The sequence below is a fragment of the Photorhabdus hindustanensis genome (assembly GCF_002968995.1).
Lineage (GTDB): Bacteria > Pseudomonadota > Gammaproteobacteria > Enterobacterales > Enterobacteriaceae > Photorhabdus > Photorhabdus akhurstii.
In genome coordinates, this window is record NZ_PUWT01000023.1 from 21667 (window position 1) to 45654 (window position 23988).

Genomic DNA, 23988 nt, shown 5'->3' on the forward strand with positions numbered 1-23988 from the left:
CTTGAGGAGGATGAGTTGGTACTGTCTCTTAAGTCACGCTTATGATCAAGAGACAGTTATTTACGTGAGATTTGTCAGTGGCTTGAGGATGTAGAGCCTTATGTTTTCCGATACCATCCCATCAACTTAATATATGAATTGGTAATTGTAATCGCTGCATTGCCGCCAGAATCTCCGGTATTACCTGAAATGGTATGGTTGTGTGATCCTATTGATACCGCATGAGAGTGAGCGCCATCAGTGCTGGTGTTGTATTTGTAGTTGTCATTATCTGGCACTTGTGATGACCCTATATTGTTTCTAGAATTGTCGTAATAGCCGTAACGCCCACCCCAAGCTTCACCCCAACCGCTATCATGATGGTGATCTCCAGTGACATTAGTGGTTTTAGTGCCATAATCAAATGTGCTCGTTGTCCCAGAAAATGTATGATTATGCGCTGGCATTTGTGCCTCTGTCAGACTTATCAAATCGTTGCCGCCGGTTGATAAAATATCGGAACCATTGGCGCTAGCTAATCGAACTGTTTTATTTTCACCAATATATTCCCAGGTAGTGCCCGGAAATAGCACATTTGGGTTTTTATTTTGAGCGAACCAAACCACAATTCCTACAGGATATTGGGCGTTAATAATGGTTTCGATTAAGCCAAGATTTTTCACAAATGCATTTTTATCAGGAATGTCTGCGCCGTTTTGGTCTTTTGCCAGCCGGTTATTTGCATTCTGGTTGACATCAGAAACAAGCTTCTGAGTTGCCGCAAGGGTATTACTGTTGCCTGTTTTGTCTGTGAGTTGAATAACACCTTGTTGTGTCAATGAGGCGCTTGGTACTTTTGTTGTGATTTTTTGCTCTAATGCTCTATTTAATTGGGTAGTGAGTTTAGCTATATCTCCATCATCTAAAACATCATTGCCAGATTGTGTCGCAATAAAATCAGCGATAACAGAGGATATGGCTGATGACTGACGTAATACCTTGTTTAGTAAATGAGTAGCAATATTTTCTGGTGGAAATCCAGTCTTCAAACTCTGATCTTGTTCATATCTTTCTTGGCTAATTACATTAGCATTATTACTAATGGAAAAGGCTTTAAAATCATTTTTGGCACTCATACATTATCCTTAAATTAAATAATATTATTTTATAATCAATGTATTAAATTATTGTAAAAATAATTTCCTGAAACCTATTTTAATGATAGTTTAGCTCGGAAAAATTATGATAAAGTGTCCTTGTAACTTAGGAGGTTAATTGTTTTTGTATAATGGATAGAAATAAAAATCCGAAATTATATGAGCAGATAAATATCTAAGCCATTTATATTCAACATCTGAAAATATGCTAATAACCATATTATTTTTTTCAATGCGGTTTTATTAATTAAACCATCCTTATAATGTAATTAAATGCTACATTTCTTGGACGTGTTTCATTATCACCATTCATCCCAATAGATTTATATTCCCCTAAGCCGCCTCGATCATTAGGATCGCCATGCATACCGCCACGCACGGGGTCTGGATATTGAAGAGAGGTTTGATCGCTGTTAGTGGTAGAAATACTATGATTATGCCTTTTGAACGCATCATATTGAAAACTCAATATACTACGTCCGTTGTCAATACCACGCCAACTATCCCAACCACGAATAAATTCACCACGTAAATCGGGTAATACTCCATTAGGATAGGCTTGCGCTAATTTCGGATATTTTGTTTTATCAAAAGAAGCGCCGTTACATTGTGCCCATCCTTCTGGTGGGGTGGCAGTCGGCCAGGGGAGTGGTACCCCTACCGGGATCAGTTTTTCAAACAAACTGAGGTTTCTCACAAAAGCATCTTTATCAGGAATGTCTGCGCCGTTTTGGTCTTTTGCCAGTCGGTTATTCGCATTCTGATTGATATCAGAAACAAGCTTCTGCGTTGCCGCAAGGGTATTACTGTTGCCTGTATTGTCTGTGAGTTGAATAACGCCTTGTTGTGTTAATGAGGCGCTTGGCACTGTTGTTGTAATTTTTTGTTCCAACGCTCTATTTAATTGAGCAATCAGTTTAACTATATCACCATCATCTAAAATATCATTGCCAGATTGGGTCGCGATAAAATTAGCGACGACAGAGGATATGGTTGATGCTTGACGTAATACCTTGTTTAGCACATGAATAGTAATATTGTCTGGGGGAAACCCAGTTTTCAAACTTCGGCTTTCTTCATAGGCTTCTTGACTGACTACATTAGCATTGTTACCAATAGAAAAAGCTTTAAAATCACTCTTGGGATTCATATATTTTCCTCAGATTAAATAATAGCGTTTATAAGTAGCATGTTGAATTATTGAAAAACTCATCTTCACCAGTATATGTCAATAATAGTTTAGCTCGTAAAAAGCATAATAAATTATTCTTATAACTTAAGGGGGTAATAGTTTTTATATAATAGGTGGCAATAAAAAATACGAAACTGTTGATCGGGTAAATATCTAAATGATTTACATTCAACATTTGAAAGTTATTTTTATCTTCCTGCTTTTCATATATTTTCGGTAATTTTTTATAATGATACTCTCTAGTTTAGTCTTTACACTTTAAACCGTCATTATTTTATTGAATTAACTAAGTAATATAGGATTTTTTTGCCATAATTCTGTAAACTCCTGTTTATCTCGGCTAGTGTAAATTATTTACTGGTGCTCAATGAGCCATAAACGATCACTGACTACGCAATTGTTGCGAGTCAGCCTAATATACCCGTTATCTTTCAAGTTGCCTCTTTGTTGGCTGCGCTCACTCACCCCGGTCACATAGTTACCTATGCTCCCGGGGATTCGCTCCCTTGCCGTCGCGATGCATCTTGAAATCCATAGGGTATAGCGAGAGGATTATTTTCAGGTCGGGGGAAAGTCAATTTTATCAAAGCGTGAATTTCGTAGCGCTTCTTTGACTCTTTTCAAGTTATCTCTGAATTTTGAACCACGGCGTAGGGTAAAACCCGTAGCTAAAACATCAATAACGGTTAATTGAGCGATTCTTGAGACCATTGGCATATAAATATCCGTATCTTCCGGGACGTCCAGAAGAATAGCAAGCGTTGCTTCGTGGGCGAGGGGAGAATCTTGGGAGGTAATTGCGATAACGGTCGCATCATTTTCTCGTGCCAGTTGTGCTGCTTCCACCAGGCTTTTAGTTCTGCCGGTATGGGAAATGAGTACGACGACATCACCTTCGGCACTGTTAATACAGCTCATCCGTTGCATCACAATGTCATCAAAATAGATAACGGGAATGTTGAAGCGGAAAAATTTATTCATTGCATCATGTGCGACGGCCGCAGAAGCCCCTAGGCCAAAAAATGAGATTTTTCGGGCTTGAGTCAGTAAATCGACAGCTCGGTTAATGGCTGTGATATCCAAATTGTTTTTGACGGTATCCAGAGTTGCCATTACCGATTCAAATATTTTATTGGTGTAGGCACTAACTGTATCGCTCTCTTCAACATTGCGATTTACGTAAGGCGTGCCATTGGCAAGACTTTGGGCTAGATGGAGTTTGAAATCGGGAAAACCTTTGGTATCCAGACGGCGGCAAAAACGATTAACTGTGGGTTCACTGACTTCCGCCATTTTTGCCAGCGTTGCAATACTGGCATGAATCGCAGTTTGTGGTGAAGCCAGGATTATCTGCGCCACTTTTTTTTTCTGATTTACTCAAGAATTCGATACTATTTTGGACTCGTTCCAGTGTATTCATAAAACGCAGTTACCTGTGGTTTTGACGATTTCATTCAGAGGAGAAATCTATATAAATTTTTATGAAAATATACTATTAGCAAATTGAAGCTGGCAGTAGGAAGTCACAATAATTTAATGTTTTTCATAAAAGTATGACAAGTGTCTAACTTTCACATTGGTAATTATCTTTCATAAACGTTGTAAAGTTACATAAAGCTATCACATTTTTATCATTGATAAAACATATTGTTAACAGAGGGACGTGGTTATTCGTTATCGCTGTTTACGCGCCATAGTCAAAAGAGTACATTATTGGTTAATGCTGTAACAAAATTACAATATCCCGCAATGAGGAGATACATATGGCGGTTACTTCTACAGCTCAGGCTTGTGATTTAGTCATTTTTGGCGCTAAAGGGGATTTGGCTCGCCGGAAATTATTGCCTTCCCTTTACCAGCTTGAGAAAGCGGGTTATATCCACCCAAAAACCCGAATTATCGGTGTTGGCCGGGCTGATTGGGATAAAAAGGCGTATACCAAGGTTGTTGAAGAAGCTTTAAATACGTTCTTGCCGGAAAAATTAGATCCAAAGTTATGGAAGACATTGAGTGAACGTTTGGCGTTCTGCAATCTGGATGTTAATCAAAAGGAAGATTTTGCCAAACTGAAAGCGATTCTTAATCAAGGGCACCAGCCAGCAATTCACTATTTTGCCATGCCGCCAAGCACTTTTGGTTCGGTTTGTCACGGATTGGGCCTTGCCGGGTTAAATAAAGAGCCAAACCGGGTTGTGATGGAAAAACCTTTAGGGACTGATCTTGAATCATCTAAAGCCATTAATGATGAAGTAGCAAAATATTTCAATGAGCGTCAGGTTTATCGTATCGATCATTATCTGGGTAAAGAAACCGTATTGAATCTATTAGCACTGCGGTTTGCCAATTCCCTATTTGTGAATAACTGGGATCACCGGACAATTGATCATGTACAAATTACGGTAGCTGAAGAGGTCGGTATTGAAGGCCGTTGGGGTTATTTTGACCAAGCTGGGCAAATGCGCGATATGATTCAGAATCACCTGCTGCAAATATTGACCATGATTGCTATGTCTCCTCCGGCAGATCTGACGACAGACCGTATCCGTGATGAAAAAGTAAAAGTATTGCGTTCTCTGCGTCGTATTGATCACACGAATGTGCGGGAGAAAACAGTACGCGGTCAATACACTGCCGGTTTTGTTCAAGGGCACAAGGTACCGGGGTATCTGGAGGAAGAGGGGGCGAACAAGTCCAGCCGGACGGAAACTTTTGTTTCTATCCGTGTCGATATTGATGACTGGCGTTGGGCCGGGGTGCCTTTCTATCTGAGAACGGGTAAACGTCTGCCAACGAAATGTTCTGAGGTGGTGGTTTACTTCAAAAAACCCGCGCTGAATTTGTTCTCTGAATCTTATCAGCAACTACCGCAGAACAAACTGACGATTCGTCTGCAACCGGATGAAGGTATTGATATCGAAGTTCTGAACCAAAGCCCGGGCTGGAGCACAAGCATCGTTTGCAACCACTAAGCTGGATCTGAGTTTCTCTGAAACGTTTAACCATATTCCATTGGCAGATGCTTATGAGAGATTGTTGCTGGAAGCTATGCGGGGTATTCAGGCGCTATTCGTTCGTCGTGATGAGGTGGAAGAAGCTTGGAAATGGGTTGATTCTATTATGAATGCATGGGCGGCGGATAATGATGCGCCTAAGCCTTATCAGGCGGGAACATGGGGGCCGGTTGCTTCTGTTGCTATGATCACTCGCGATGGTCGTTCGTGGAATGAGTTTGAGTAATTGATAAACCTTTCTGTTGAAGCTCAAGCCGCGCTGTAAGCGGCTTGGGTTGTTATCAACAAGGGCTTATGTTGATATCAACTCTGTTTATCAGATAAAAAATGAGCAAAATTGAGTGGTTGCTTTCTATTATTTCGTATGGTAGAAGTAATAGGAACACTAACACTATTTATGAGGATTCTTCGTATATCGCGCGGAATATCAGTGCGATGAAAGAATGAGATATCATGAACAGCGCCAAAAGCGTCAAGTTTCAAAGTTCCACCCACGTGCTTTTCCTTTCTGCCATTTTATCCAGTGAGCATTACTGGTGTGGTGCATTATAGCGTCTGACTCCTGTTAACCGGTTCTCAACCGGTATTTCTATTTCGTCAAAACGTCAGGTTATTATTTCTCATCTCATGCATAGATGGGTTAGATCATTTATTAGCTTGCGTCTTGACGTGCGTATTTACGTGGTCAGGAGAAAGAAAATGATTTATTGGTTATTCCTTGCAATGGCAATTGTTACCGAAGTTATCGGTACCTTATCGATGAAACATGCCAGCGTTTCCGGTGGTGTAGTTGGCATGGCTGTTATGTACATCATGATCGCCACATCCTATATCTTGCTGGCAATGGCGGTGAAAAAAGTGGCATTAGGCGTTGCGTACGCTTTGTGGGAAGGGGTTGGCATTTTATTTATTACTGTTTTTAGTGTCATGTGGTTTGGTGAATCACTGTCATTGATGAAAGTAGGTGGTTTGGCTCTGCTGATAACAGGAATTATGTTGATTAAATCCGGCACTAGAAAAGCGGCAGTTAAAAAATCGGCAGAGGTAATGAAACAGATGGCAAATAAGGCTGTCAGTGTCGCAACAACCAAAAACAGTAAAATAAAGGAGGCATAACATGTTGCAACAATTTGAATGGTGGCATGCGGCGTTCTTATTCCTTGCTGTCGCGTTGGATATTTTAGCGAATATTTTACTGAAACTTTCTAATGGTTTTAGACGTCCTTGGATGGGTGTTCTCTCGCTTATTGCTGTCCTTGGGGCGTTTAGTGCGCTTGCTCAGGCAGTGAAGGGAATTGAGCTTTCTATTGCTTATGCCTTATGGGGCGCTTTCGGTATTATTGCGACGGTTGCTGCTGGCTGGATTATGTTTAATCAGCGTTTGAATTGTAAAGGTTGGGGTGGAATTGCCTTGTTGCTGTTGGGCATGGTGATGATCAAGATGGCTTAAGTCGTGGAGTAACCCAATCTGGGGGGAGTATGATTCACAGAGATTGTTTTAATTTTGTCGCTCCTGATGCGCTTATAACTATTTTTTTCTCTGCTCAGGTATTTTGATTAAATACTGTATAACTCCTCCCGCTTTAGTTTTTAATAACCAATTTTATTGTTTATTTCTTATATTATCTGCTGGTATGTAACTATTTTGCATACCAGCAGATATGAATAAAACGACTTTTAGCAGGTAAAACATATATCTGGTTTATTTCCATCTTTCAAACGGCAACCAGGACACCAAGATTGGACGATATGGCGACCATCACCCATATCCCTCATGCCAAAGTCTTCATAGCGATAAAAAACGTGTTGACCCATTGAGGCGGAACAACATGGGCAACTTTTGTAGATCTTGCCTTTTACTTCCGCAACAACTGAATCATGAAGGGAATCATTACAACCTGAACAGACATCCATAGAATGCTCCATACCAAGTGATAAGAGTTATTGAAGATTAGACCTTGTTTATATTCACTAAACAGTGGCTCGACACTGACTTGCTTATTAGAAAGTATGGACGACACATAAGTATAATTCAACCTTGAAAAGGTAAATAATAGAAAATCCATTTGGTGAGTTAACTCTGCCAGATGAAATTAACGCTATTTGTGATAAGCAATATTGGAAATTATTTTATTTACATTGATCACCAGAATATTGTCAGAAACTCAAACATAATATATATTTCAAAAATGAATCATTAAGGGCTATTGCTAAAATAAAGTAGGTATTTTGGCCCGTTATAATGAATTTATGTACAGGTTCCTAAGGTTCTCAAAAAGCTATAGAAAATGGATTTAAAAATTGTCTATGCCAGAGCAACTTTTTATCTATTTCACTTAATTCAGCTTCTTCACAGATATTTTTCCAATTATCTTGGATTATTGATATTTGTCTATTAAAGATTTCTTTTGCTTTTTTCTCTGAAATGTTAAAGTTATGAGCAGTTTCCAAACAAGTTTGTAATTGACTTAGATTTTTATTTCCGACTATTAACATTGCTTGAGATGCTTCATTACCCGATCTACCTTGAGGGCATATATCGTAAGCAGGGGTTAATCGTGAAAATAATTCTTCTGATGTTTTCTGAGGATTAGTGAAACGATATCGTATAATCTCGGCAAATTTTTCATAACTAGCCATCAAATGTTGGGACTAAACAATTTCTTTGTTGTTAAAAATCATCGTATACTTCTCTCCTTTCTTCCTGAATACGCCGTGGTAATAAAACTAATTTACCTCTTGTTTGTTCTATACGTGTTGAGATAGGAAATTTATCATTGTCAAACAAGTTGATACCTACAAGGTTGGCCAGCTCAAATGCTAATCCTATGGAGCAACCCATATCCCCATTTTCAATTTTTTGTAGCGTGGTTCTGGATATACCAGCACGTTCTGCCAAATTCTTTTCTGACCAATGGCGTTGTTTTCTACCTAACTTGATTTGTTCTCCGAGTAACATAACTGCCTCTTGGGAGAATTTTGAATAGGCTCTATGTTTTAACATACTTCCTCCTATTGACCATTATAGTGGTCATTGATGGCCTTAATGAACACTATAATGGTCATCATCATGGTTTGTCAAAATGAGAATGTCAATATTAGATGAGCATTATAATGGTCACATCTTATAGTTCAAGGCATAAGAGGAAGGTTAGAGTTGTTGAGTTTATAACATTCCATTTAAAACAATGAATAATATAGTTAATGAAAATGTCGATTAATATTTTATTTTAAAATGTTATTGTAACTAAATTAATGGAGAAAGTTATATTTTATTTACATTAGTAACATCTATTGGGATATTCTGAATAACCTCCATATAATTAAAATATAAATGGAGGCGATAGGGAATATCCCAAAATTAATATTAAATACCTGCGATAATTTTTATTTCGACTTTATATTTGGGGTTCATTAGTTTAGCTTCAACGGTGCAGCGTACTGGTGCATTTCCTGCTACAACCCATGCATCCCAGGCAGCATTCATGCCAGCAAACTCTTTTCCATCAGCTAGAAAAATAGTGGCGTCGATAATTTTGCTTTTATCAGAACCGAGACGCTGTAACATGATATCAATAGCGGCTAACGTATTTGCTGTTTGCTCAGTAATATCACCATCCAGATTTTCCGGTACGGCGGTGTAGTAAATAGTTTTATTGTAAACTACTGCTTCAGACCAGCGATCCTGTGGATCAATGCGTTCAATTGTCATGGATACTCCTTTCTGTGAATGACTATCTGCCTGATTTTGGGTGGTGATCAGAACATACTATTGGCATAATCTCCATCCATTCTATTGAAAGAGACGATTTGTGTCAGACGATTTTGCGAAAAATGGCGCCCTTGCTAAAGCAATAACAGGCTTTAAACCTCGTGATGCTCAAAGAGAAATGGCAGTGGCTATTGAGTGTGCGATTAAAAACCATCAACAATTGGTCGTAGAAGCAGGTACGGGAACTGGTAAGACATTTGCCTATTTAGCACCCGCGTTGCGTTCTGGGCAGAAAGTTATCATTTCCACAGGTTCTAAGGCATTACAGGATCAGCTCTATAATCGTGATTTACCGACCGTCGCTGAAGCGATTAATTTCACCGGTAAATTGGCGTTGTTGAAAGGCCGTGCAAATTATCTGTGCTTGGAACGGTTGGAACAGCACTCTTTTGGGGGCGGGCAATTGGAAGCAGAAATTCTGGCAGATATTGTTCGGCTAAGAGGCTGGTCTTCACAAACTGAAGAGGGTGATATCAGTACTTGTCACCAAGTGGCGGAAGATAGCCAGGTTTGGCCGTTGGTCACCAGTACGAACGATAACTGCCTGGGTAGTGATTGTCCGCGTTATCAGGAATGCTTTGTTCTCAAAGCTCGCCGCCGGGCACTGGAGGCGGATGTTATTGTTGTTAACCATCATCTATTTATGGCGGATATGGTGGTGAAAGAAACGGGATTTGGCGAGTTGATCCCGCAAGCAGAAGTCAAAATATTTGATGAGGCACATCAAATCCCTGATATCGCCAGTCAATATTTTGGTCAGCAATTAAGTAGCCGCCAACTGATGGATCTCTCCAGAGACATCATTATGGCGTATCGCACGGAAGTTCGGGATCAAGTTCAATTACAAAAGAGCGCAGATCGTCTGAGTCAGAGCACTCAAGGTTTCCGGCTGGCGTTAGGAGAGAACGGTTATCGGGGTAATTTGCGGGAACTATTGCAAAATCCGCAAGTCCAGCGAGCATTAGTATTGCTTGATGATGCGCTTGAGCTTTGTTATGACGTGATGAAATTATCTTTAGGGCGTTCAGTCATGTTGGATGCGGCATTTGAAAGGGCAACAATTTATCGTAATCGTCTTAAACGCTTGAAAGAGGTGACTATCCCCGGTTATAGCTATTGGTTTGAAAGTTATGGTCGCCATTTTCTTTTAGCACTCACACCGCTGTCTGTTGCCGACAAATTTAGTGAAATAATTAATGAGCAATCAGGTTGTTGGGTGTTCACCTCAGCTACACTCTCTGTTAATGAGCAACTTTCCCACTTCACTGAACGGCTAGGTTTAAAAGAGGCGAAAACGTTATTACTGCCAAGTCCATTTGATTATCAAAGTCAGACACTACTTTGCGTTCCCCGTCATCTACCATCACCAAATCAGCCTGGTAGTGCAAAATGGTTGGCAGAGATGCTCAAACCACTCATTGAAATCAATAAAGGCCGATGTTTCTTTTTATGTACTTCACACCAGATGATGCGCGGTCTGGCCGAAGAGTTCCGTGCCAATATGACATTGCCGGTTTTGGTTCAAGGTGAAACCAGCAAAGGTCAGCTACTTTCGCAATTTATTGCCGCCGGCAACGCTTTATTGGTGGCAACCAGCAGTTTTTGGGAAGGTGTCGATGTGCGCGGCGAGGCGCTTTCCTGTGTCATTATCGATAAATTGCCCTTTACGGCACCGGATGATCCACTGCTAAAAGCCCGTATTGAAGATTGCCAACTTAGAGGTGGCGATGCATTTAACGAAGTTCAGTTGCCGGATGCGGTTATTAGCCTGAAACAAGGAGTCGGGCGGCTTATTCGTGATATTGATGATTATGGCGTTGTTGTCATTTGTGATAATCGTTTAGTGATGCGTCCATATGGTGAAGTGTTTTTGAATAGTTTGCCACCTTCACCACGAACCCGAGATTTAACGAAAGCGGTCGCTTTCCTGCAAGCCCGGCAATCTCCTAATTAAAAAAGGTCATTTTTCGGAGGTGACTAAATATGGTTAAAAAATATCGTAGTGATGCGTTTGCTGCAATTCACGAAACGATGGAGGCACTAAGCGAAATAGGGGCTGTCAATAAGCAAACCATGCGTGAGTTTGATGCTGCCTGTTTGACTCCCATAGAATCGCTCTCTCCAGAGGAAATACGTTCTCTTCGTGAGCGGGAGCATTTGTCACAGCCTGTTTTTGCCCGATATTTGAATGTGAGCAAAAATCTTATATCAGACTGGGAGCGTGGAACAAAAAAAACCGGAGGTCCAGCCCTGAGGTTGCTTACGATAGTTAAGAAGAACGGAATTCAGGCTATCGCGTGACATGATTAAGAATCGCTCCATATTGTAATAGCAAATCACGTTAGGAAGCGATGGAGTACAGGTAAACTGAATTTCTTTTCTATCTGATAATTCATAAAGACACAATTACCCTGTGTACATATGGCAAAGGGTAATGGCCTTCATATGGCTGCCAACTGGGTAAAATCGACAGGGTTATGATAAAATAGCGCCTTATTTTGGATTATATTTCTTGCCGAGGTGCTTAAGGCATGCCTGTACGAATTCTGGCTATTGATACTGCAACGGAAGCCTGTTCTGTTGCTCTTTGGAATGACGGTGCCGTTTTGGCACAGTTTGAAATTTCTCCACGTGAACACACGCAACGTATTTTACCTATGGTTCAATCTGTTCTGGCAGAAGCCGGGATGAGTTTACAGCAGCTTGATGCTTTAGCTTTTGGCCGTGGGCCGGGTAGTTTTACCGGTGTACGTATTGGTGTCGGTATTGCTCAGGGCTTGGCTCTTGGAGCTGAACTGCCGGTGATTGGTGTGTCAACGCTCAATGCAATGGCTCAAGGTGTTTTTCGTCTGCTAGGTGCAACTCAGGTATTAACCGCCATTGATGCTCGGATGGGGGAAGTTTACTGGGGGCAACATATCCGTAATCAGCAAGGTGAATGGCAAGGAAGTGAAACAGAAGCCGTGTTGAAGCCGGAACAGGTACAGGCATTCATGGCTTCGTTGAGTGGCGATTGGGTAGTTGCTGGTACTGGCTGGCAGGCTTATCCTCAGTTGATGGCAAGTCATTTAGCGCTAACTGATAGCAGAATCACATTACCTCATGCTGAAGATATGTTGCCTCTGGCGATACAGATGTGGCAAAACGGTGAGGTAACGGCCGTTGAACATGCTGAACCGGTATACTTGCGTAATGAAGTTACTTGGAAAAAATTACCAGGCCGTTAAGTATCGATTTATGAAACTTGTAGTAAAAGAGAGTATCGAATAGACAGAGTTATTTTAAACTTAATGATTGGGACAATTTTCAGGAGAAGGTGGTTATGTTAAGAGTAATAAACTACCGGACGAGTATTAAGGCGCTAATTTTGTTAGGTGCTGTAATGCTTACAGGCTGTATTACCGTTCCTGATTCAGTAAAAGGAACGTCACCAACACCTGTTCAAGATCTACTTTCTGTTAAGAGTACGCCTGAGCTGTTTATCGGTCAGGAAGGACGATTCGGCGGCAAGGTACTTAGTGTAGTGAATGAAAATCACCGTACTCGTCTGGAAATATCATCATTGCCATTAGCATCGGATGCTAGTCCAGAGCTAGATGAGCCTTCCCTTGGCCGTATCTATGTTTATATTAATGATTTCCTTGATCCTGACGATTTTAAAGGAAATTACGTCACTATCGTAGGTCCGATAATGGGATTAAAAAAGGGAAAAATTGGTTGTGCGGATTATGATTATGTTGTGATTAATGCGATGGGCTATCAACGCTGGAAAGTTGTTCAGCGAGTATTGATGCCTTATGGCCCGGGGCCTTGGAATTATTATGGCTATCCATATTATTCAGGTTGGGGATGGAATTGGTATTACCCCGACCCCGCACCTGTTGAGACTATTTTGACCAGATAGAGTTATCTTAATCGGGATTGTCGATATAGACTTTGTGACATTGTAACTTTATTTCCAATTTGAGCCGCCGCAATAATATGTGGCGGTAATTTATCTATTATTTCCTATCTATCTTTGGGTTGATCGTTAATTTCATTGCAATTCTTGCCCCCAAACCCGCAGCTATCTCTTCTGCCAGAATTTTCCGTAGTTCATTAGGAATATCATCCGATTGCAGTATGACAAAACCAAATTTGTCATATAATTTGCGGCTTGGCATAAAATCACGAAAAGTTGTGAGATAAAGAGCGGTTTCCCTGTTCCGTTCTAATTGCTCAATGATTAAGCTAAGTAGGGTACTGGCAATACCTTGCCCGTTATATTTTGGCAACACATCAATCTCAGCTAGCAGCATCAATTGATTTAAACGTCGGATTAGCGCAAATCCAACCAGCTTTTTATCACTTTCAGCAACCCAAAGTTGCTGTTCCTGAATACCTGATTCAATTTCATACGTGGATAGGGTTTGGTCACCGAGTGCTTTTGGTAAGAGTTTTTCTGGAAAAAGAGAAGCTGCTTGGCGCTCTATATTGCTGATAGTTGCACTATCTTCATAGGTTGCCCTTCTGACTGTAATGTTATTTATAATCATTTTTTATTACCATTATATTTCTAATAGCGTATTGGAATAGACGAAAGCAATAAATGCTATTTCAAAAATGCTATCTTAAGCAAAAAATAAGTAGGTCAATGTATAACCAATAGCTACTAAGTTAAATATTAACTAGAGCAATAATATACTGATAATTAAAAATAATTCACAGACGACACCATTCTCTTTGTTTTTATGTATAAGGATTAACATGAAATTAGTGATGTGTATCTCAACCTGAACAATGTTTCTTTTTTAAACTGGTACGCTGAGTTAATAATTTGTTAAATCAAGGCGTGCGTTATTTATTAGGCGAGTGATAACATAGCAATTAAAATTTCAGGAGTACTACCTTGGAGAAAGTCTGGCTAAAACACTATCCGGCGGATGTTCCTGCGGAAATTGACCCGGATCGTTATGCATCATTGGTTGAGATGTTTGAAAATGCCGTAGCGCACTATGCAGATCAACCTGCATTTATCAATATGGGTGAGATTATGACCTTCCGTAAGTTGGAAGAGCGTAGTCGGGCATTTGCAGCATATTTGCAAAATGGTTTGGGATTAAGTAAAGGAGATCGCGTTGCTCTGATGATGCCAAACCTGCTGCAATATCCCGTTGCACTGTTTGGTGTTCTGCGTGCAGGTATGATTGTTGTAAATGTAAACCCGCTGTATACGCCGCGTGAGCTTGAACATCAGCTTAATGATAGCGGCACTTCCGCTATTGTGATCGTCTCCAATTTTGCCCATACATTGGAAAAGATCGTTTTTAATACTAAAGTTAAGCATGTTATTTTGACGCGTATGGGCGACCAACTATCTCGTCCTAAAGGTACGTTGGTCGATTTTGCGGTGAAATACATTAAGCGGTTGGTGCCGAAGTATAATTTGCCTGATGCCATTTCATTCCGTTGTGCGATACAGAGGGGCTATCGCATGCAATATGTAAAACCGGAGATTAACGGTAATGATTTGGCCTTTCTGCAATATACCGGCGGCACTACCGGCGTAGCTAAGGGAGCTATGCTGACTCACCGTAATATATTGGCAAATCTTGAACAGGCAAAAGCGGTTTATTCTCCATTATTACGTGCAGGCCAAGAGCTGATTGTTACGGCGTTGCCTCTTTATCACATATTTGCGTTAATGGTGAATTGCTTGTTACTTATTTACTTGGGTGGGTGTAATCTTCTGATCACTAACCCGCGTGATATTACGGGTACGGCTAAAGAATTAGGTCGTTATCCGTTCACTTCTGTCACCGGGGTAAATACGTTGTTTAACGCCTGGTTGAATAATGAAGAATTTAAGAAGCTTGATTTTTCTACGCTGCGTCTGGTTGTTGGTGGTGGTATGCCGGTACAGAAAGCGGTTGCTGAGAAATGGGCAAAAGTGACAGGCACCAATCTGCTTGAAGGTTATGGTCTGACAGAATGTTCACCTTTGGTTTCCTGTAATCCTTATAACTCGAAACATTATACTGGCAGTATTGGTTTCCCGGTCTCTTCAACGGAAATCAAACTTGTGGATGATGATGGTAATGAGGTAGAGATGGGCCAGCAGGGAGAATTGTGGATACGTGGACCACAGGTGATGGTTGGTTATTGGAATCGCCCTGATGCAACAGAAGAAGTGTTGAAAGATGGTTGGGTAGCAACGGGTGATATTGCGAATGTTAATGAACAGGGTTCCATTCATATCGTAGATCGTAAAAAAGATATGATTTTGGTTTCTGGTTTCAATGTGTATCCTAATGAAGTTGAAGATGTTGTATCAGCTCACCCTAAAGTGCTAGAGTCAGCAGCTATAGGTGTATCAAGCGAAAGTTCCGGTGAAACTGTCAAAGTGTTTGTGGTTCGGATAGATCCTAGTTTGACCGAGGATGAGCTTAGAACCCATTGCCGTCGTTATCTAACAGGGTATAAAGTACCGAAGATCATTGAGTTCCGGGATGAATTGCCTAAGTCTAATGTAGGTAAAATTCTTCGCAGGGAACTGCGTGATGAAGAGGAAAAGGTCAGGAATGTAGCTATAGCCTGAGATCCTCTTCATAATATTGATAAGCACGACAACGCCGGTATCAGCCGGCGTTGTCGTGCTTATTCCATGAATGGCTAAGAGAACTATGTTTTGAATTATCAGTTGATCACCACAGATGCTCAGTTGCAGCAAGTTTGCGAAAGGGCAAAAAAATACTCAAAAGTAGCATTGGATACTGAATTTGTACGCACACGGACGTATTACCCACAATTAGGTTTGATACAACTGTATGATGGCGAACAACTTTCTCTGATTGATCCACTTAATATCACCAACTGGCAACCTTTCCGTGAGTTAATTACTCATCCTCAAATATTGAAGCTGTTGCATGCTGGTAGTGAAGATTTGGAAGTTTTTCTGAACGCTTTTCAATGTTTGCCTGAACCGATGGTTGATACTCAGGTTCTGGCGGCTTTTATTGGACACCCGCTTTCATGTGGTTTTGCCGCGCTGGTGGCTGAATATATTCATGTCGAGCTGGATAAAAGCGAATCTCGAACTGATTGGCTTGCTCGCCCGTTAAGTGAAAAACAGTGTGAATATGCGGCAGCGGATGTTTATTATCTGTTGCCTTTGGCGGATATCCTGATGACTGCAACAGCGCAGGCCGGATATATGGAGGCTGCGACCGGTGAGTGTCAGCTTATCAGCCGACGCCGTAAAGAGATATTAGAACCAGAATGTGCTTATAAGCAGATAGGCAATATCTGTCAATTACGTCCTCAACAGCTTGCGTGTTTGAAAAAACTGGCCGCATGGCGTTTGAATCAGGCCAGAGAACGTGATTTAGCCGTGAACTTCGTCATTCGTGAAGAAAACCTGTGGCAGGTAGCACGTTATATGCCAACTTCTTTGGCAGAGTTGGATGCGTTAGGGTTAAGTGGGCAGGAGATTCGTTGTCATGGTCGTCGTCTATTGGCAATGGTTGCTGAAAGTGGAAATATTCCAGAAAGCGAATGCCCGCCGCCAGTGACGAACCTGATTGATCAACCTGGTTATCGTAAAGCGTTTAAGGATATTAAGGCACTGATCCATCAGGTAAGTGAGCAGCACAGATTTAATTCTGAATTATTGGCATCTCGTCGTCAGATTAATCAATTACTCAGTGCCCATTGGAAATTGAAACAATTAAATGGCAAGCCTGAGCTGCTTAGTGGATGGCGGGGAGAGTTGCTGGCTAAACCTGTTGCAGAGATTCTGGCGAACTATCCTGATTAATCCATATCAGAGCATTAGCTTGATGCTAGGCTAAAGCGCGAGAAAGGGGTTCCCGTTAGGGTTACCCCACCTCAGACTGCCATATAATATAATGAGCTTGGTTACTTTGATGGCGGTAGTGATAAAACAGCTGCCTTTCTGTGTTATTTTTGAGCTTCTTCTGTCTCAGGTAATGTTATATTAAGTTCCAGCACGGAAATATCATCACCTTTCTGTTCAAATTGCACAGAGAGCATATCTGGATCTACCTGTATGTACTTACAGATTACCGCCAAGATATCTCGTTTCATATCAGGCAGATAAGCAGGCTCAGAATCACCACGGCGGCGCTCTGCCACGATAATTTGCAACCGCTCTTTAGCGATATTTGCTGTCGTCTTTTTTCTCGACAGAAAGAAATCTAGCAAGGCCATGTTTTACCCCCCAAATAGGCGTTTTAAGAAGCCTTTTTTCTCTTCTTCAATGAAACGGAAAGGACGTTCTTCTCCTAATAAACGTTCAACAGTATCTGTATACGCTTTTCCTGCGTCGGATTCTGTATCCAGAATAACTGGCTCCCCTTGGTTAGATGAACGCAGTACAGATTGATCTTCTGGAATAACACCGATTAAAGGAATGCATAAAATTTCCAGAACATCTTCCATACTTAGCATATCACCACGACTCACCCGGCCTGGGTTATAGCGAGTTAATAGCAGATGCTCTTTAATGGGATCTTCACCCCGTTCAGCTCGTCGAGATTTAGAAGCCAGAATACCCAGGATACGGTCCGAATCACGTACGGAAGAGACCTCAGGATTTGTTGTGATGATCGCTTCGTCAGCAAAATAGAGTGCTATCAACGCGCCACTTTCAATCCCTGCCGGGGAGTCGCAGATAATAAAATCGAAACCTTGTTTGTCCAGATCAACTAAAACCTTCTCAACGCCCTCAGGGGTGAGAGCGTCTTTATCGCGGGTTTGTGATGCAGGCAAGATATAAAGGTTCTCGGTACGTTTGTCTTTAATTAATGCCTGATTAAGCGAGACGTCACCTTGGATAACGTTCACGAAGTCATAAACTACGCGGCGTTCACATCCCATAATCAGATCGAGGTTACGCAGGCCGATATCAAAATCGATAACGACGGTCTTTTTACCTCTTTGAGCAAGGCCGGTAGCAATGGCCGCGCTTGAAGTGGTTTTGCCAACGCCACCTTTACCTGATGTAACAACAATAATGCGTGCCATGAAGTGATTCCTTATTAAAAGGGCTAGATTAAAGGTTCAATAGTTAATTCATTATTTACCAGGCTAAGTTTTGCGGCTTTTCCTGCTAATTCAGTCGGGATTTTATCGCCGAGCCAATATTGCCCTGCGATAGAGATAAGTTCTGCATTTAAATGGGTGCAAAAAACCAGACACTCCTGATCACCGGATGCACCGGCTAACGCTCGACCGCGCATCATGCCGTAGATGTGAATATTGCCGTCGGCAATCAACTCGGCGCCGGCGCTTACATTGCTGGTGACAATAAGATCACTGCCTTGGGCATAAATCCTTTGACCTGAGCGAACGGGTAAATTAATTACGCGAGTTTTTTTAATCTCAGGTTCTGCCGGTTTATTTTCCTTTGCTGAGGCTTTTTGTTTTTTGCCTTCGCTTAGTAGTGGTAAGGATGCTTGTATTACCGCTCTGCGTTGTTGCTCATCACGACAACCACTTATTCCGACAATACGGAATCCAGCTGAATCAATAGCGTGATGCAGCGCTTTCAAATCAGCGTCTGCCGGCAGAGCGGAGATGTTAATAACAACAGGCGCGTTTTTCAGGAAATCCGGTGCTTGTTCCACTTTTTCCTGTAGGGCCTGTAGAATGATTTCTGGTTGGTCACTGTGTAAATGAACAACCGAAAGCGTAAAATTACTGCCTTTTAGCTCAATTGGCGACTGTGACATCTATCCTGACTCAGATTCAGCAAATTTGAGATCACCCCAGAACAACCTCTGGGATACGATATTTTGAAATACAATAAACATGTTATAATTACTGAATTATTCAAGCAAGTTGTGACCTGAATTTAAAAGAGTTTATTATAATGATTTGTGTGATCTACAGAAGCCCGAAAAGAGAGCAAACATACCTTTATGTTGAAAAAAGAGATAATTTCTCTCGCGTCCCCGAAGAGCTACTGAAAAGTTTTGGTCAGCCTCAATATACAATGATGATCTCTCTGGCAGACAGAAAGAAACTGGCAGGCGCTGATATAGAAAAGGTAAAAATATCGTTAATTGAGCAAGGTTTTTACCTGCAAATCCCACCTCCGGTTGAAAACTTAATGAATGCACATCTGAATCAGATGGAAAAATAAGAAGAATCCAAGAGCTTGATGAGCAAAGTTAATCGTCATCGCGGTTTTATTAACCACCACAATATTCACAGTGAGCCGTGCTTTTAAAGGACAACAATCAGGTTTGTATTTTAGAGGAAAAATTTCCTTTGAATAGCGGTAACCTCTTTCCGTTTCCTGTGCTCCTTATTTTGCGATGAGTCTTGGCATGGTGGCCGATGAGATATGGCAATAAGTGCTATAATTATGGGTGTGTTGCCTAATAAACCAGAGTGAGGAACGAATATGTATCAACACAGAGACTGGCAGGGGGCATTACTGGATCTTCCTGTCAATAAAGTAGTTTGCGTTGGTAGTAATTACGCTAAACATATTAAAGAGATGGGAACTCAGCCAGCGGAAGAGCCAGTCGTTTTTATTAAGCCAGAAACTGCGCTGTGTGATATACATCAGCCAATTGCAATTCCAAAGGATTTTGGCGCCGTTCACCATGAAGTTGAACTGGCTGTGCTGATTGGTACACCGTTGAAACAGGCAAATGAAGAGAGAGTTAGCGCCGCGATCGCTGGTTTTGCTGTTGCGTTGGATCTCACCTTGCGTGATTTGCAATCTAAGTTCAAGAAAGCAGGTCAACCGTGGGAAAAAAGTAAGGCGTTTGATGGCTCTTGCCCGATATCTGGGTTTATTCGAATAAGCCATTTTGGTGATCCACAGAATGTCCAGTTTTCACTGACAGTCAATGATGAGCTACGGCAGAACGGCGATAGCAGTGATATGCTGACACCAATCGTTCCCCTGATCAGCCATATGTCGCACTTTTTCACTTTGCGGCCGGGGGATGTGATTCTCACTGGCACACCGGAAGGTGTTGGAGCACTGAGAGCCGGTGATGTGTTAAAGGTTACTCTGAATGATAATTCACTCACTACTAGGGTGATTTGAATAATATAAGGAATAGTAGAAGTTATGTCTCAGCCTTTCTGGCAGGTAAAAGCTCTAGATCAGATGACGGATGAAGAATGGGAATCATTATGTGATGGTTGTGGGCAGTGTTGCCTACATAAATTGATGGATGATGATACCGATGAAATTTATTTTACTAATGTTGCTTGCAATCAGCTCAATATAAAAACGTGCCAATGCAAAAATTACGAAGAGCGTTTCAGATATGAGCCGGATTGTATCAAGCTAACCCGTTATAATTTGCCGACTTTCGAATGGTTGCCGAAGACTTGTGCATATCGTTTGCTTGAAGAAGGGAAGTCATTGTTACCGTGGCATCCTCTGATTAAAGGTTCCAAATCAGCAATGCATAGCGAAAGAATTTCAGTTAGGCATATCGCTGTACGGGAAATTGATGTTGTAGAGTGGGAAGATCATATCATTAATAAACCTTAACAATTTTCTAACTAACTATAATTTAACAAATTATTTTCTGTGTTTCCCTCGTTGGGGCTTACTCCAGAGTTAAGCTATCCAATGGGTGTATCCGCCAAGAATAAACTAAAGGTTGATTGTATATAATTGCGTCTATACTATTACCATTAGGTAATTGAACCTGTGGTCTATTATAGGAGGCATAAAGTATGCCAATACATGTGGGAAACATAGAAAAGATTACCAATGATTTCATCCAATTGAGTGAGTTAGAGTTCAATCGTGTTTTGTATGATGCTCTTGATTCCTCTGGTACAAATATTGTGCATGATGTGGATGAACTCATTTTTCCTCCAGGTTACCGGTTGATCAGGGTTGATAACCGGTTAGATTTGGATGATATAGATGAACCTTACTTTGAATTAGCGTTACTTAGTGATGAAACAAAAGAAGTGGTTTATTACAATAAAGTGATTGTAATAAGTGACCTGGTGCTTAATTGTCGTCCCGCTTCGCAGATACTTGTGTGGCGAACGAGGAAACCGCAGCATAAAGCAGCATTAAGTGATTTGGCCACTAAAATTTTTTTCCACTATCTGATTAAAACCTATGATGTTGTTGCTTCAAATATAAGTCAAATAATAGAAGGCACCTCTTTTTGGCAAGCCAGAATGTATGAGGCGTTACAGTTTGGGCTTTATGTTTACGGTTATGATGTTATGACCTGTGAGTTAAGAAGTATTTTAGCTGAAGATGATGTCAGTAAAGAGCAGAGTTGGTTATGGGGTAATGCGGAATATTATATGGATAGACTGGCGATTATTTCCAGAATCAAGTTGCCTAATAAGTAATTAATTTTTCCAGGTTGTATCTGAGGTGAATATAATGGTTCGAGCTAATTCGAACCATTATTAGTTAATTACAAAGCACCGGAAACCCAAGCATTAATTTTATCATAGAACGATTTAATTGATTCCCATGCTCTGCTTATCCATTCAGAGAGTTGCCTGGCTGCATCAAGTATAAAATTTGAAAGCCTGCCAAACAAACTGGAGAAAAATGCATTAGTTTTTTCCATAAAACTTTGGATTGCTGCTCTGGCGTTAGGAAATTGTAACCCAAATTGAATGGCTTTATCGTAACTTGTGTCAATTTGTCTGTTGTTCTCATCTTTGGTTCTTTGACGAGATTTATTCATGTTATCGATCCAGTCTTGGTCTGCGTTGTCTGGATCAGCGGCAATTGCTTCCTGATATTTCTGTGTGCTATCAGTTACACTTGCCTTGGAAACGTTTGTTGTTGAATTAGCACCAGATTTCACTGAATCTTTCAATTGATTAATAATACCGTCTATTTCCTTATTTTCGGTAATATCTACACTTTCATATTGTTCCCCAAGTATCTTTGCATATGCCTGGAGTTCAGGTGTCGATGGCACAAATTGTTCAGTTTTAGAGTCATTTAACATATGCTTTGCGTGTTGACGCATTTCGTTCATGAGGTCGATAAATTGAATATCTGTCGATGTAATATTAGACATAAATTATTTCCTTTTATTTAGTTAGTAAACTATCTATTAAATTTAAAAGCGTATAACTCTTTATTTAAATTGGAAGGAATAAGTTAAAAGTAAATTACATTATCTATTTTTGTCGATTTTTTCTCCTATAATATTTAAAAGATCAATGTCAGTGATAAATTTATTCTTAGATATTATATCTAGAGGTGCCGAAAAGTATTTTTCGGCACCTAAATAAAACATAAAACACTTGGACAAACAGAGTTTAATCCTGAGTCCATTCAAGGAATTTCACTCTGTTAAATGTCTAATGCTAACTTTATAAATGAGTTTTTTAATTACTGAACTTAATCTTTCAGTTTATAAACCAATGTATTATCGGAGTGAGATAGTGTCAGTTTTTGACCTTTCAACTTCACTTTAACGCCATCGGCTAATACTTTACCAATCAGGTAATCCCATTGATTTAATTTATCATCAGAACAAAGCATCTGAGTGCTGGCTAAGTTTTTAACGGTCAGTACACCATTTTTCAGTTTGCCTTGACCCATAAAGAGATTACACATGGAACCAGAAATATGCATTTTTTCACCGAACTCAATAGTTGGTACGCGACCATCTTGATTTTGCGCGCCTTCTCCGTTAACGCTCACCAGGACAAATTTGTGATGTTGTAAATCATTAACTGACACGTTTTCTGTCGCTGAAGCTTGGAATGTGGCTAACAATAAAGTTGCTGTTGCCAAAGGTAATATTTTTTTCATGTTTATCTCCTATATATTATTTTAAGGGTACTTACTAACAATATTCGGGCAATTTTTCCCGTTGAGTAATTGCTGGATATTTCCCAGCGTAATTTCACTGATACTGGTTAAGGCTTCTTCTGTCAGAAATGCCTGATGACCGGTAAACAGCACGTTATGACATGAAGACAAGCGACGAAAAATATCGTCCTGAATTACGTCATTAGATTTGTCTTCAAAGAAGAGATCGCGTTCATTCTCGTAAACATCCATACCCAGAGCGCCAATCTTTTGTTGTTTTAATGCATTAATGGCTGCCGCGGAATCAATCAGAGCCCCTCGGCTGGTATTGATGATCATTACGCCGTTTTTCATTTTGCTGAAAGCAACTTCATTCAGCAGATGATGGTTTTCTGGTGTTAACGGGCAATGAAGGGATATGACATCGGATTGTGCATACAGCGTATCCAGATCGACATATTTAGCACCGAGCTCTAAAACAGTTTGATTGGGGTAGGGATCATGAGCTAATAGACGCATACCAAATCCGTTAAGAATACGTAAGGTAGCAATACCAATCTTCCCGGTTCCGATAATTCCTACTGTACGGTTGTGCATATTGAAACCAATTAAGCCTTCAAGAGAGAAATTGGCGTCACGGGTACGTTGATAAGCTCGGTGAATACGGCGGTTTAAGCACAACATTAATCCGACGGCATGTTCAGCAACAGCTTCAGGAGAATAGGCTGGAACCCGTACAACCTGAATACCCAATTCTTCAGCCGCATCCAGATCAACATTATTAAAACCTGCACAACGTAATGCGAGGATTTTTATATTCATTTCAGCCAATTCTTCAAGCACTTCACGGTCAGCATTATCGTTGACGAAAATACAAACAGCATCTGCGCCAATAGCGTTTTTGGCAGTTTTTGAACTGAGAGGGAAGTCGAAAAACTCGAAATCATAACCAAATCCGAGCTTTTTATTGACCTGCTCCAGATGTTTATAGTCATACTGTTTGGTACTGTAAACGACTAATTTCATGGGATTATCTCCGCTATAATTTAAGTAGCTAATAAATTGTTTTGGGCTTAAATTATTGCTGACGTAAA

The 23988-nt window shown here is 40.6% G+C and carries 25 protein-coding genes and 2 pseudogenes; 13 read left to right on the plus strand and 14 right to left on the minus strand.

Going from position 1 to position 23988, the window contains the following annotated elements:
- Positions 1–98: 98 nt before the first annotated feature.
- The 3 genes and pseudogenes from C6H66_RS09045 to C6H66_RS09055 all read right to left on the minus strand — a co-directional run bounded on the left by C6H66_RS09045 (position 99) and on the right by C6H66_RS09055 (position 3748).
- Positions 99–1115: a tail fiber protein gene (locus C6H66_RS09045; protein WP_046396362.1), complete on the minus strand. Its 1017-nt coding sequence runs from the start codon at positions 1113–1115 to the stop codon at positions 99–101.
- 268 nt (positions 1116–1383) lie between these two features.
- Positions 1384–2286: a tail fiber protein gene (locus C6H66_RS09050; RefSeq protein WP_105395397.1), complete on the minus strand. Its 903-nt coding sequence runs from the start codon at positions 2284–2286 to the stop codon at positions 1384–1386.
- Between the two features lie 600 nt (positions 2287–2886).
- Positions 2887–3748 (minus strand): annotated as a pseudogene (locus C6H66_RS09055) (MurR/RpiR family transcriptional regulator).
- Between the two features lie 343 nt (positions 3749–4091).
- Between C6H66_RS09055 and zwf the strand changes: the two are divergent.
- The 3 genes and pseudogenes from zwf to mdtI all read left to right on the plus strand — a co-directional run bounded on the left by zwf (position 4092) and on the right by mdtI (position 6789).
- Positions 4092–5565 (plus strand): annotated as a pseudogene (gene zwf / locus C6H66_RS09060) (glucose-6-phosphate dehydrogenase).
- Positions 5566–6038: 473 nt separating this feature from the next.
- Positions 6039–6455: a multidrug/spermidine efflux SMR transporter subunit MdtJ gene (mdtJ, locus tag C6H66_RS09065; RefSeq protein WP_105395398.1), complete on the plus strand. Its 417-nt coding sequence runs from the start codon at positions 6039–6041 to the stop codon at positions 6453–6455.
- A 1-nt stretch (position 6456) separates the two neighbouring features.
- Positions 6457–6789, plus strand: coding sequence for a multidrug/spermidine efflux SMR transporter subunit MdtI (gene mdtI, locus C6H66_RS09070; protein WP_036775564.1), 333 nt, complete (start codon positions 6457–6459; stop codon positions 6787–6789).
- A gap of 227 nt (positions 6790–7016) precedes the next feature.
- On the opposite strand, the gene C6H66_RS09075 is transcribed toward mdtI, so the two are convergent.
- From C6H66_RS09075 to C6H66_RS09090, 4 genes are all read right to left on the minus strand, one after another.
- Entirely contained in the window at positions 7017–7253 is a 237-nt protein-coding gene (locus tag C6H66_RS09075) for a hypothetical protein (RefSeq protein WP_046394562.1), read from the minus strand.
- 357 nt (positions 7254–7610) lie between these two features.
- Entirely contained in the window at positions 7611–7979 is a 369-nt protein-coding gene (locus C6H66_RS09080; protein ID WP_046394563.1) for a HipA domain-containing protein, read from the minus strand.
- Positions 7980–8010: 31 nt separating this feature from the next.
- The gene (locus C6H66_RS09085; RefSeq protein WP_105395399.1) at positions 8011–8343 is read right to left on the minus strand and encodes a helix-turn-helix transcriptional regulator; all 333 of its coding nucleotides are present in this window, start codon (positions 8341–8343) and stop codon (positions 8011–8013) included.
- Positions 8344–8706: 363 nt separating this feature from the next.
- Positions 8707–9051, minus strand: a complete 345-nt coding sequence (locus C6H66_RS09090) for a RidA family protein (protein WP_040150513.1) — start codon at positions 9049–9051, stop codon at positions 8707–8709.
- Positions 9052–9151: 100 nt separating this feature from the next.
- Between C6H66_RS09090 and yoaA the strand changes: the two genes are divergently transcribed.
- From yoaA to C6H66_RS09110, 4 genes are all read left to right on the plus strand, one after another.
- On the plus strand, positions 9152–11065 hold the full coding sequence (gene yoaA, locus C6H66_RS09095; protein WP_105395400.1) for a DNA repair helicase YoaA: 1914 nt from the start codon (positions 9152–9154) through the stop codon (positions 11063–11065).
- A 29-nt stretch (positions 11066–11094) separates the two neighbouring features.
- The gene (locus tag C6H66_RS09100; protein ID WP_105395401.1) at positions 11095–11412 is read left to right on the plus strand and encodes a helix-turn-helix domain-containing protein; all 318 of its coding nucleotides are present in this window, start codon (positions 11095–11097) and stop codon (positions 11410–11412) included.
- A gap of 230 nt (positions 11413–11642) precedes the next feature.
- Positions 11643–12338, plus strand: coding sequence for a tRNA (adenosine(37)-N6)-threonylcarbamoyltransferase complex dimerization subunit type 1 TsaB (gene tsaB / locus C6H66_RS09105; protein WP_046394567.1), 696 nt, complete (start codon positions 11643–11645; stop codon positions 12336–12338).
- Between the two features lie 95 nt (positions 12339–12433).
- On the plus strand, positions 12434–13015 hold the full coding sequence (locus C6H66_RS09110) for a Slp family lipoprotein (protein ID WP_105395402.1): 582 nt from the start codon (positions 12434–12436) through the stop codon (positions 13013–13015).
- 97 nt (positions 13016–13112) lie between these two features.
- Here C6H66_RS09110 and C6H66_RS09115 read toward each other — a convergent pair whose 3' ends face one another.
- Positions 13113–13646, minus strand: a complete 534-nt coding sequence (locus C6H66_RS09115; RefSeq protein WP_046394569.1) for a GNAT family N-acetyltransferase — start codon at positions 13644–13646, stop codon at positions 13113–13115.
- A 353-nt stretch (positions 13647–13999) separates the two neighbouring features.
- Here C6H66_RS09115 and fadD point away from each other — a divergent pair, with 353 nt between their 5' ends.
- Together fadD and rnd are read left to right on the plus strand one after the other, a co-directional pair.
- Positions 14000–15688, plus strand: a complete 1689-nt coding sequence (gene fadD / locus C6H66_RS09120; RefSeq protein WP_036775576.1) for a long-chain-fatty-acid--CoA ligase FadD — start codon at positions 14000–14002, stop codon at positions 15686–15688.
- Between the two features lie 90 nt (positions 15689–15778).
- The gene (gene rnd / locus C6H66_RS09125) at positions 15779–16906 is read left to right on the plus strand and encodes a ribonuclease D (protein ID WP_046394570.1); all 1128 of its coding nucleotides are present in this window, start codon (positions 15779–15781) and stop codon (positions 16904–16906) included.
- Between the two features lie 143 nt (positions 16907–17049).
- On the opposite strand, the gene minE is transcribed toward rnd, so the two are convergent.
- Genes minE through minC form a run of 3 tightly spaced genes read right to left on the minus strand, consistent with a single transcriptional unit; the run spans position 17050 to position 18842 of the window.
- The gene (minE, locus tag C6H66_RS09130; protein WP_036775580.1) at positions 17050–17319 is read right to left on the minus strand and encodes a cell division topological specificity factor MinE; all 270 of its coding nucleotides are present in this window, start codon (positions 17317–17319) and stop codon (positions 17050–17052) included.
- A gap of 3 nt (positions 17320–17322) precedes the next feature.
- On the minus strand, positions 17323–18135 hold the full coding sequence (minD, locus tag C6H66_RS09135) for a septum site-determining protein MinD (RefSeq protein ID WP_036806371.1): 813 nt from the start codon (positions 18133–18135) through the stop codon (positions 17323–17325).
- Positions 18136–18158: 23 nt separating this feature from the next.
- Positions 18159–18842, minus strand: coding sequence for a septum site-determining protein MinC (minC, locus tag C6H66_RS09140; protein WP_105395403.1), 684 nt, complete (start codon positions 18840–18842; stop codon positions 18159–18161).
- Between the two features lie 140 nt (positions 18843–18982).
- On the opposite strand from minC, the gene C6H66_RS09145 reads away from it, so the two are divergent.
- From C6H66_RS09145 to C6H66_RS09160, 4 genes are all read left to right on the plus strand, one after another.
- Positions 18983–19255, plus strand: a complete 273-nt coding sequence (locus tag C6H66_RS09145; RefSeq protein ID WP_036775587.1) for a YcgL domain-containing protein — start codon at positions 18983–18985, stop codon at positions 19253–19255.
- Positions 19256–19519: 264 nt separating this feature from the next.
- Positions 19520–20176, plus strand: coding sequence for a fumarylacetoacetate hydrolase family protein (locus C6H66_RS09150; protein WP_046394571.1), 657 nt, complete (start codon positions 19520–19522; stop codon positions 20174–20176).
- Between the two features lie 24 nt (positions 20177–20200).
- Complete coding sequence (locus tag C6H66_RS09155) at positions 20201–20632, plus strand: YcgN family cysteine cluster protein (protein ID WP_046394572.1); 432 nt, start codon at positions 20201–20203, stop codon at positions 20630–20632.
- A gap of 188 nt (positions 20633–20820) precedes the next feature.
- A complete protein-coding gene (locus tag C6H66_RS09160) occupies positions 20821–21462 on the plus strand; it encodes a hypothetical protein (RefSeq protein WP_046394573.1) in 642 nt (213 codons plus the stop codon).
- 68 nt (positions 21463–21530) lie between these two features.
- Here the strand turns inward: C6H66_RS09160 and C6H66_RS09165 are convergent, their stop codons facing one another.
- The 3 genes from C6H66_RS09165 to C6H66_RS09175 all read right to left on the minus strand — a co-directional run bounded on the left by C6H66_RS09165 (position 21531) and on the right by C6H66_RS09175 (position 23920).
- Positions 21531–22151: a hypothetical protein gene (locus C6H66_RS09165; protein WP_046394574.1), complete on the minus strand. Its 621-nt coding sequence runs from the start codon at positions 22149–22151 to the stop codon at positions 21531–21533.
- 326 nt (positions 22152–22477) lie between these two features.
- A complete protein-coding gene (gene hslJ, locus C6H66_RS09170) occupies positions 22478–22894 on the minus strand; it encodes a heat shock protein HslJ (protein WP_036775598.1) in 417 nt (138 codons plus the stop codon).
- 21 nt (positions 22895–22915) lie between these two features.
- The gene (locus C6H66_RS09175) at positions 22916–23920 is read right to left on the minus strand and encodes a 2-hydroxyacid dehydrogenase (RefSeq protein ID WP_036806359.1); all 1005 of its coding nucleotides are present in this window, start codon (positions 23918–23920) and stop codon (positions 22916–22918) included.
- Between the last annotated feature and the right edge of the window lie 68 nt (positions 23921–23988).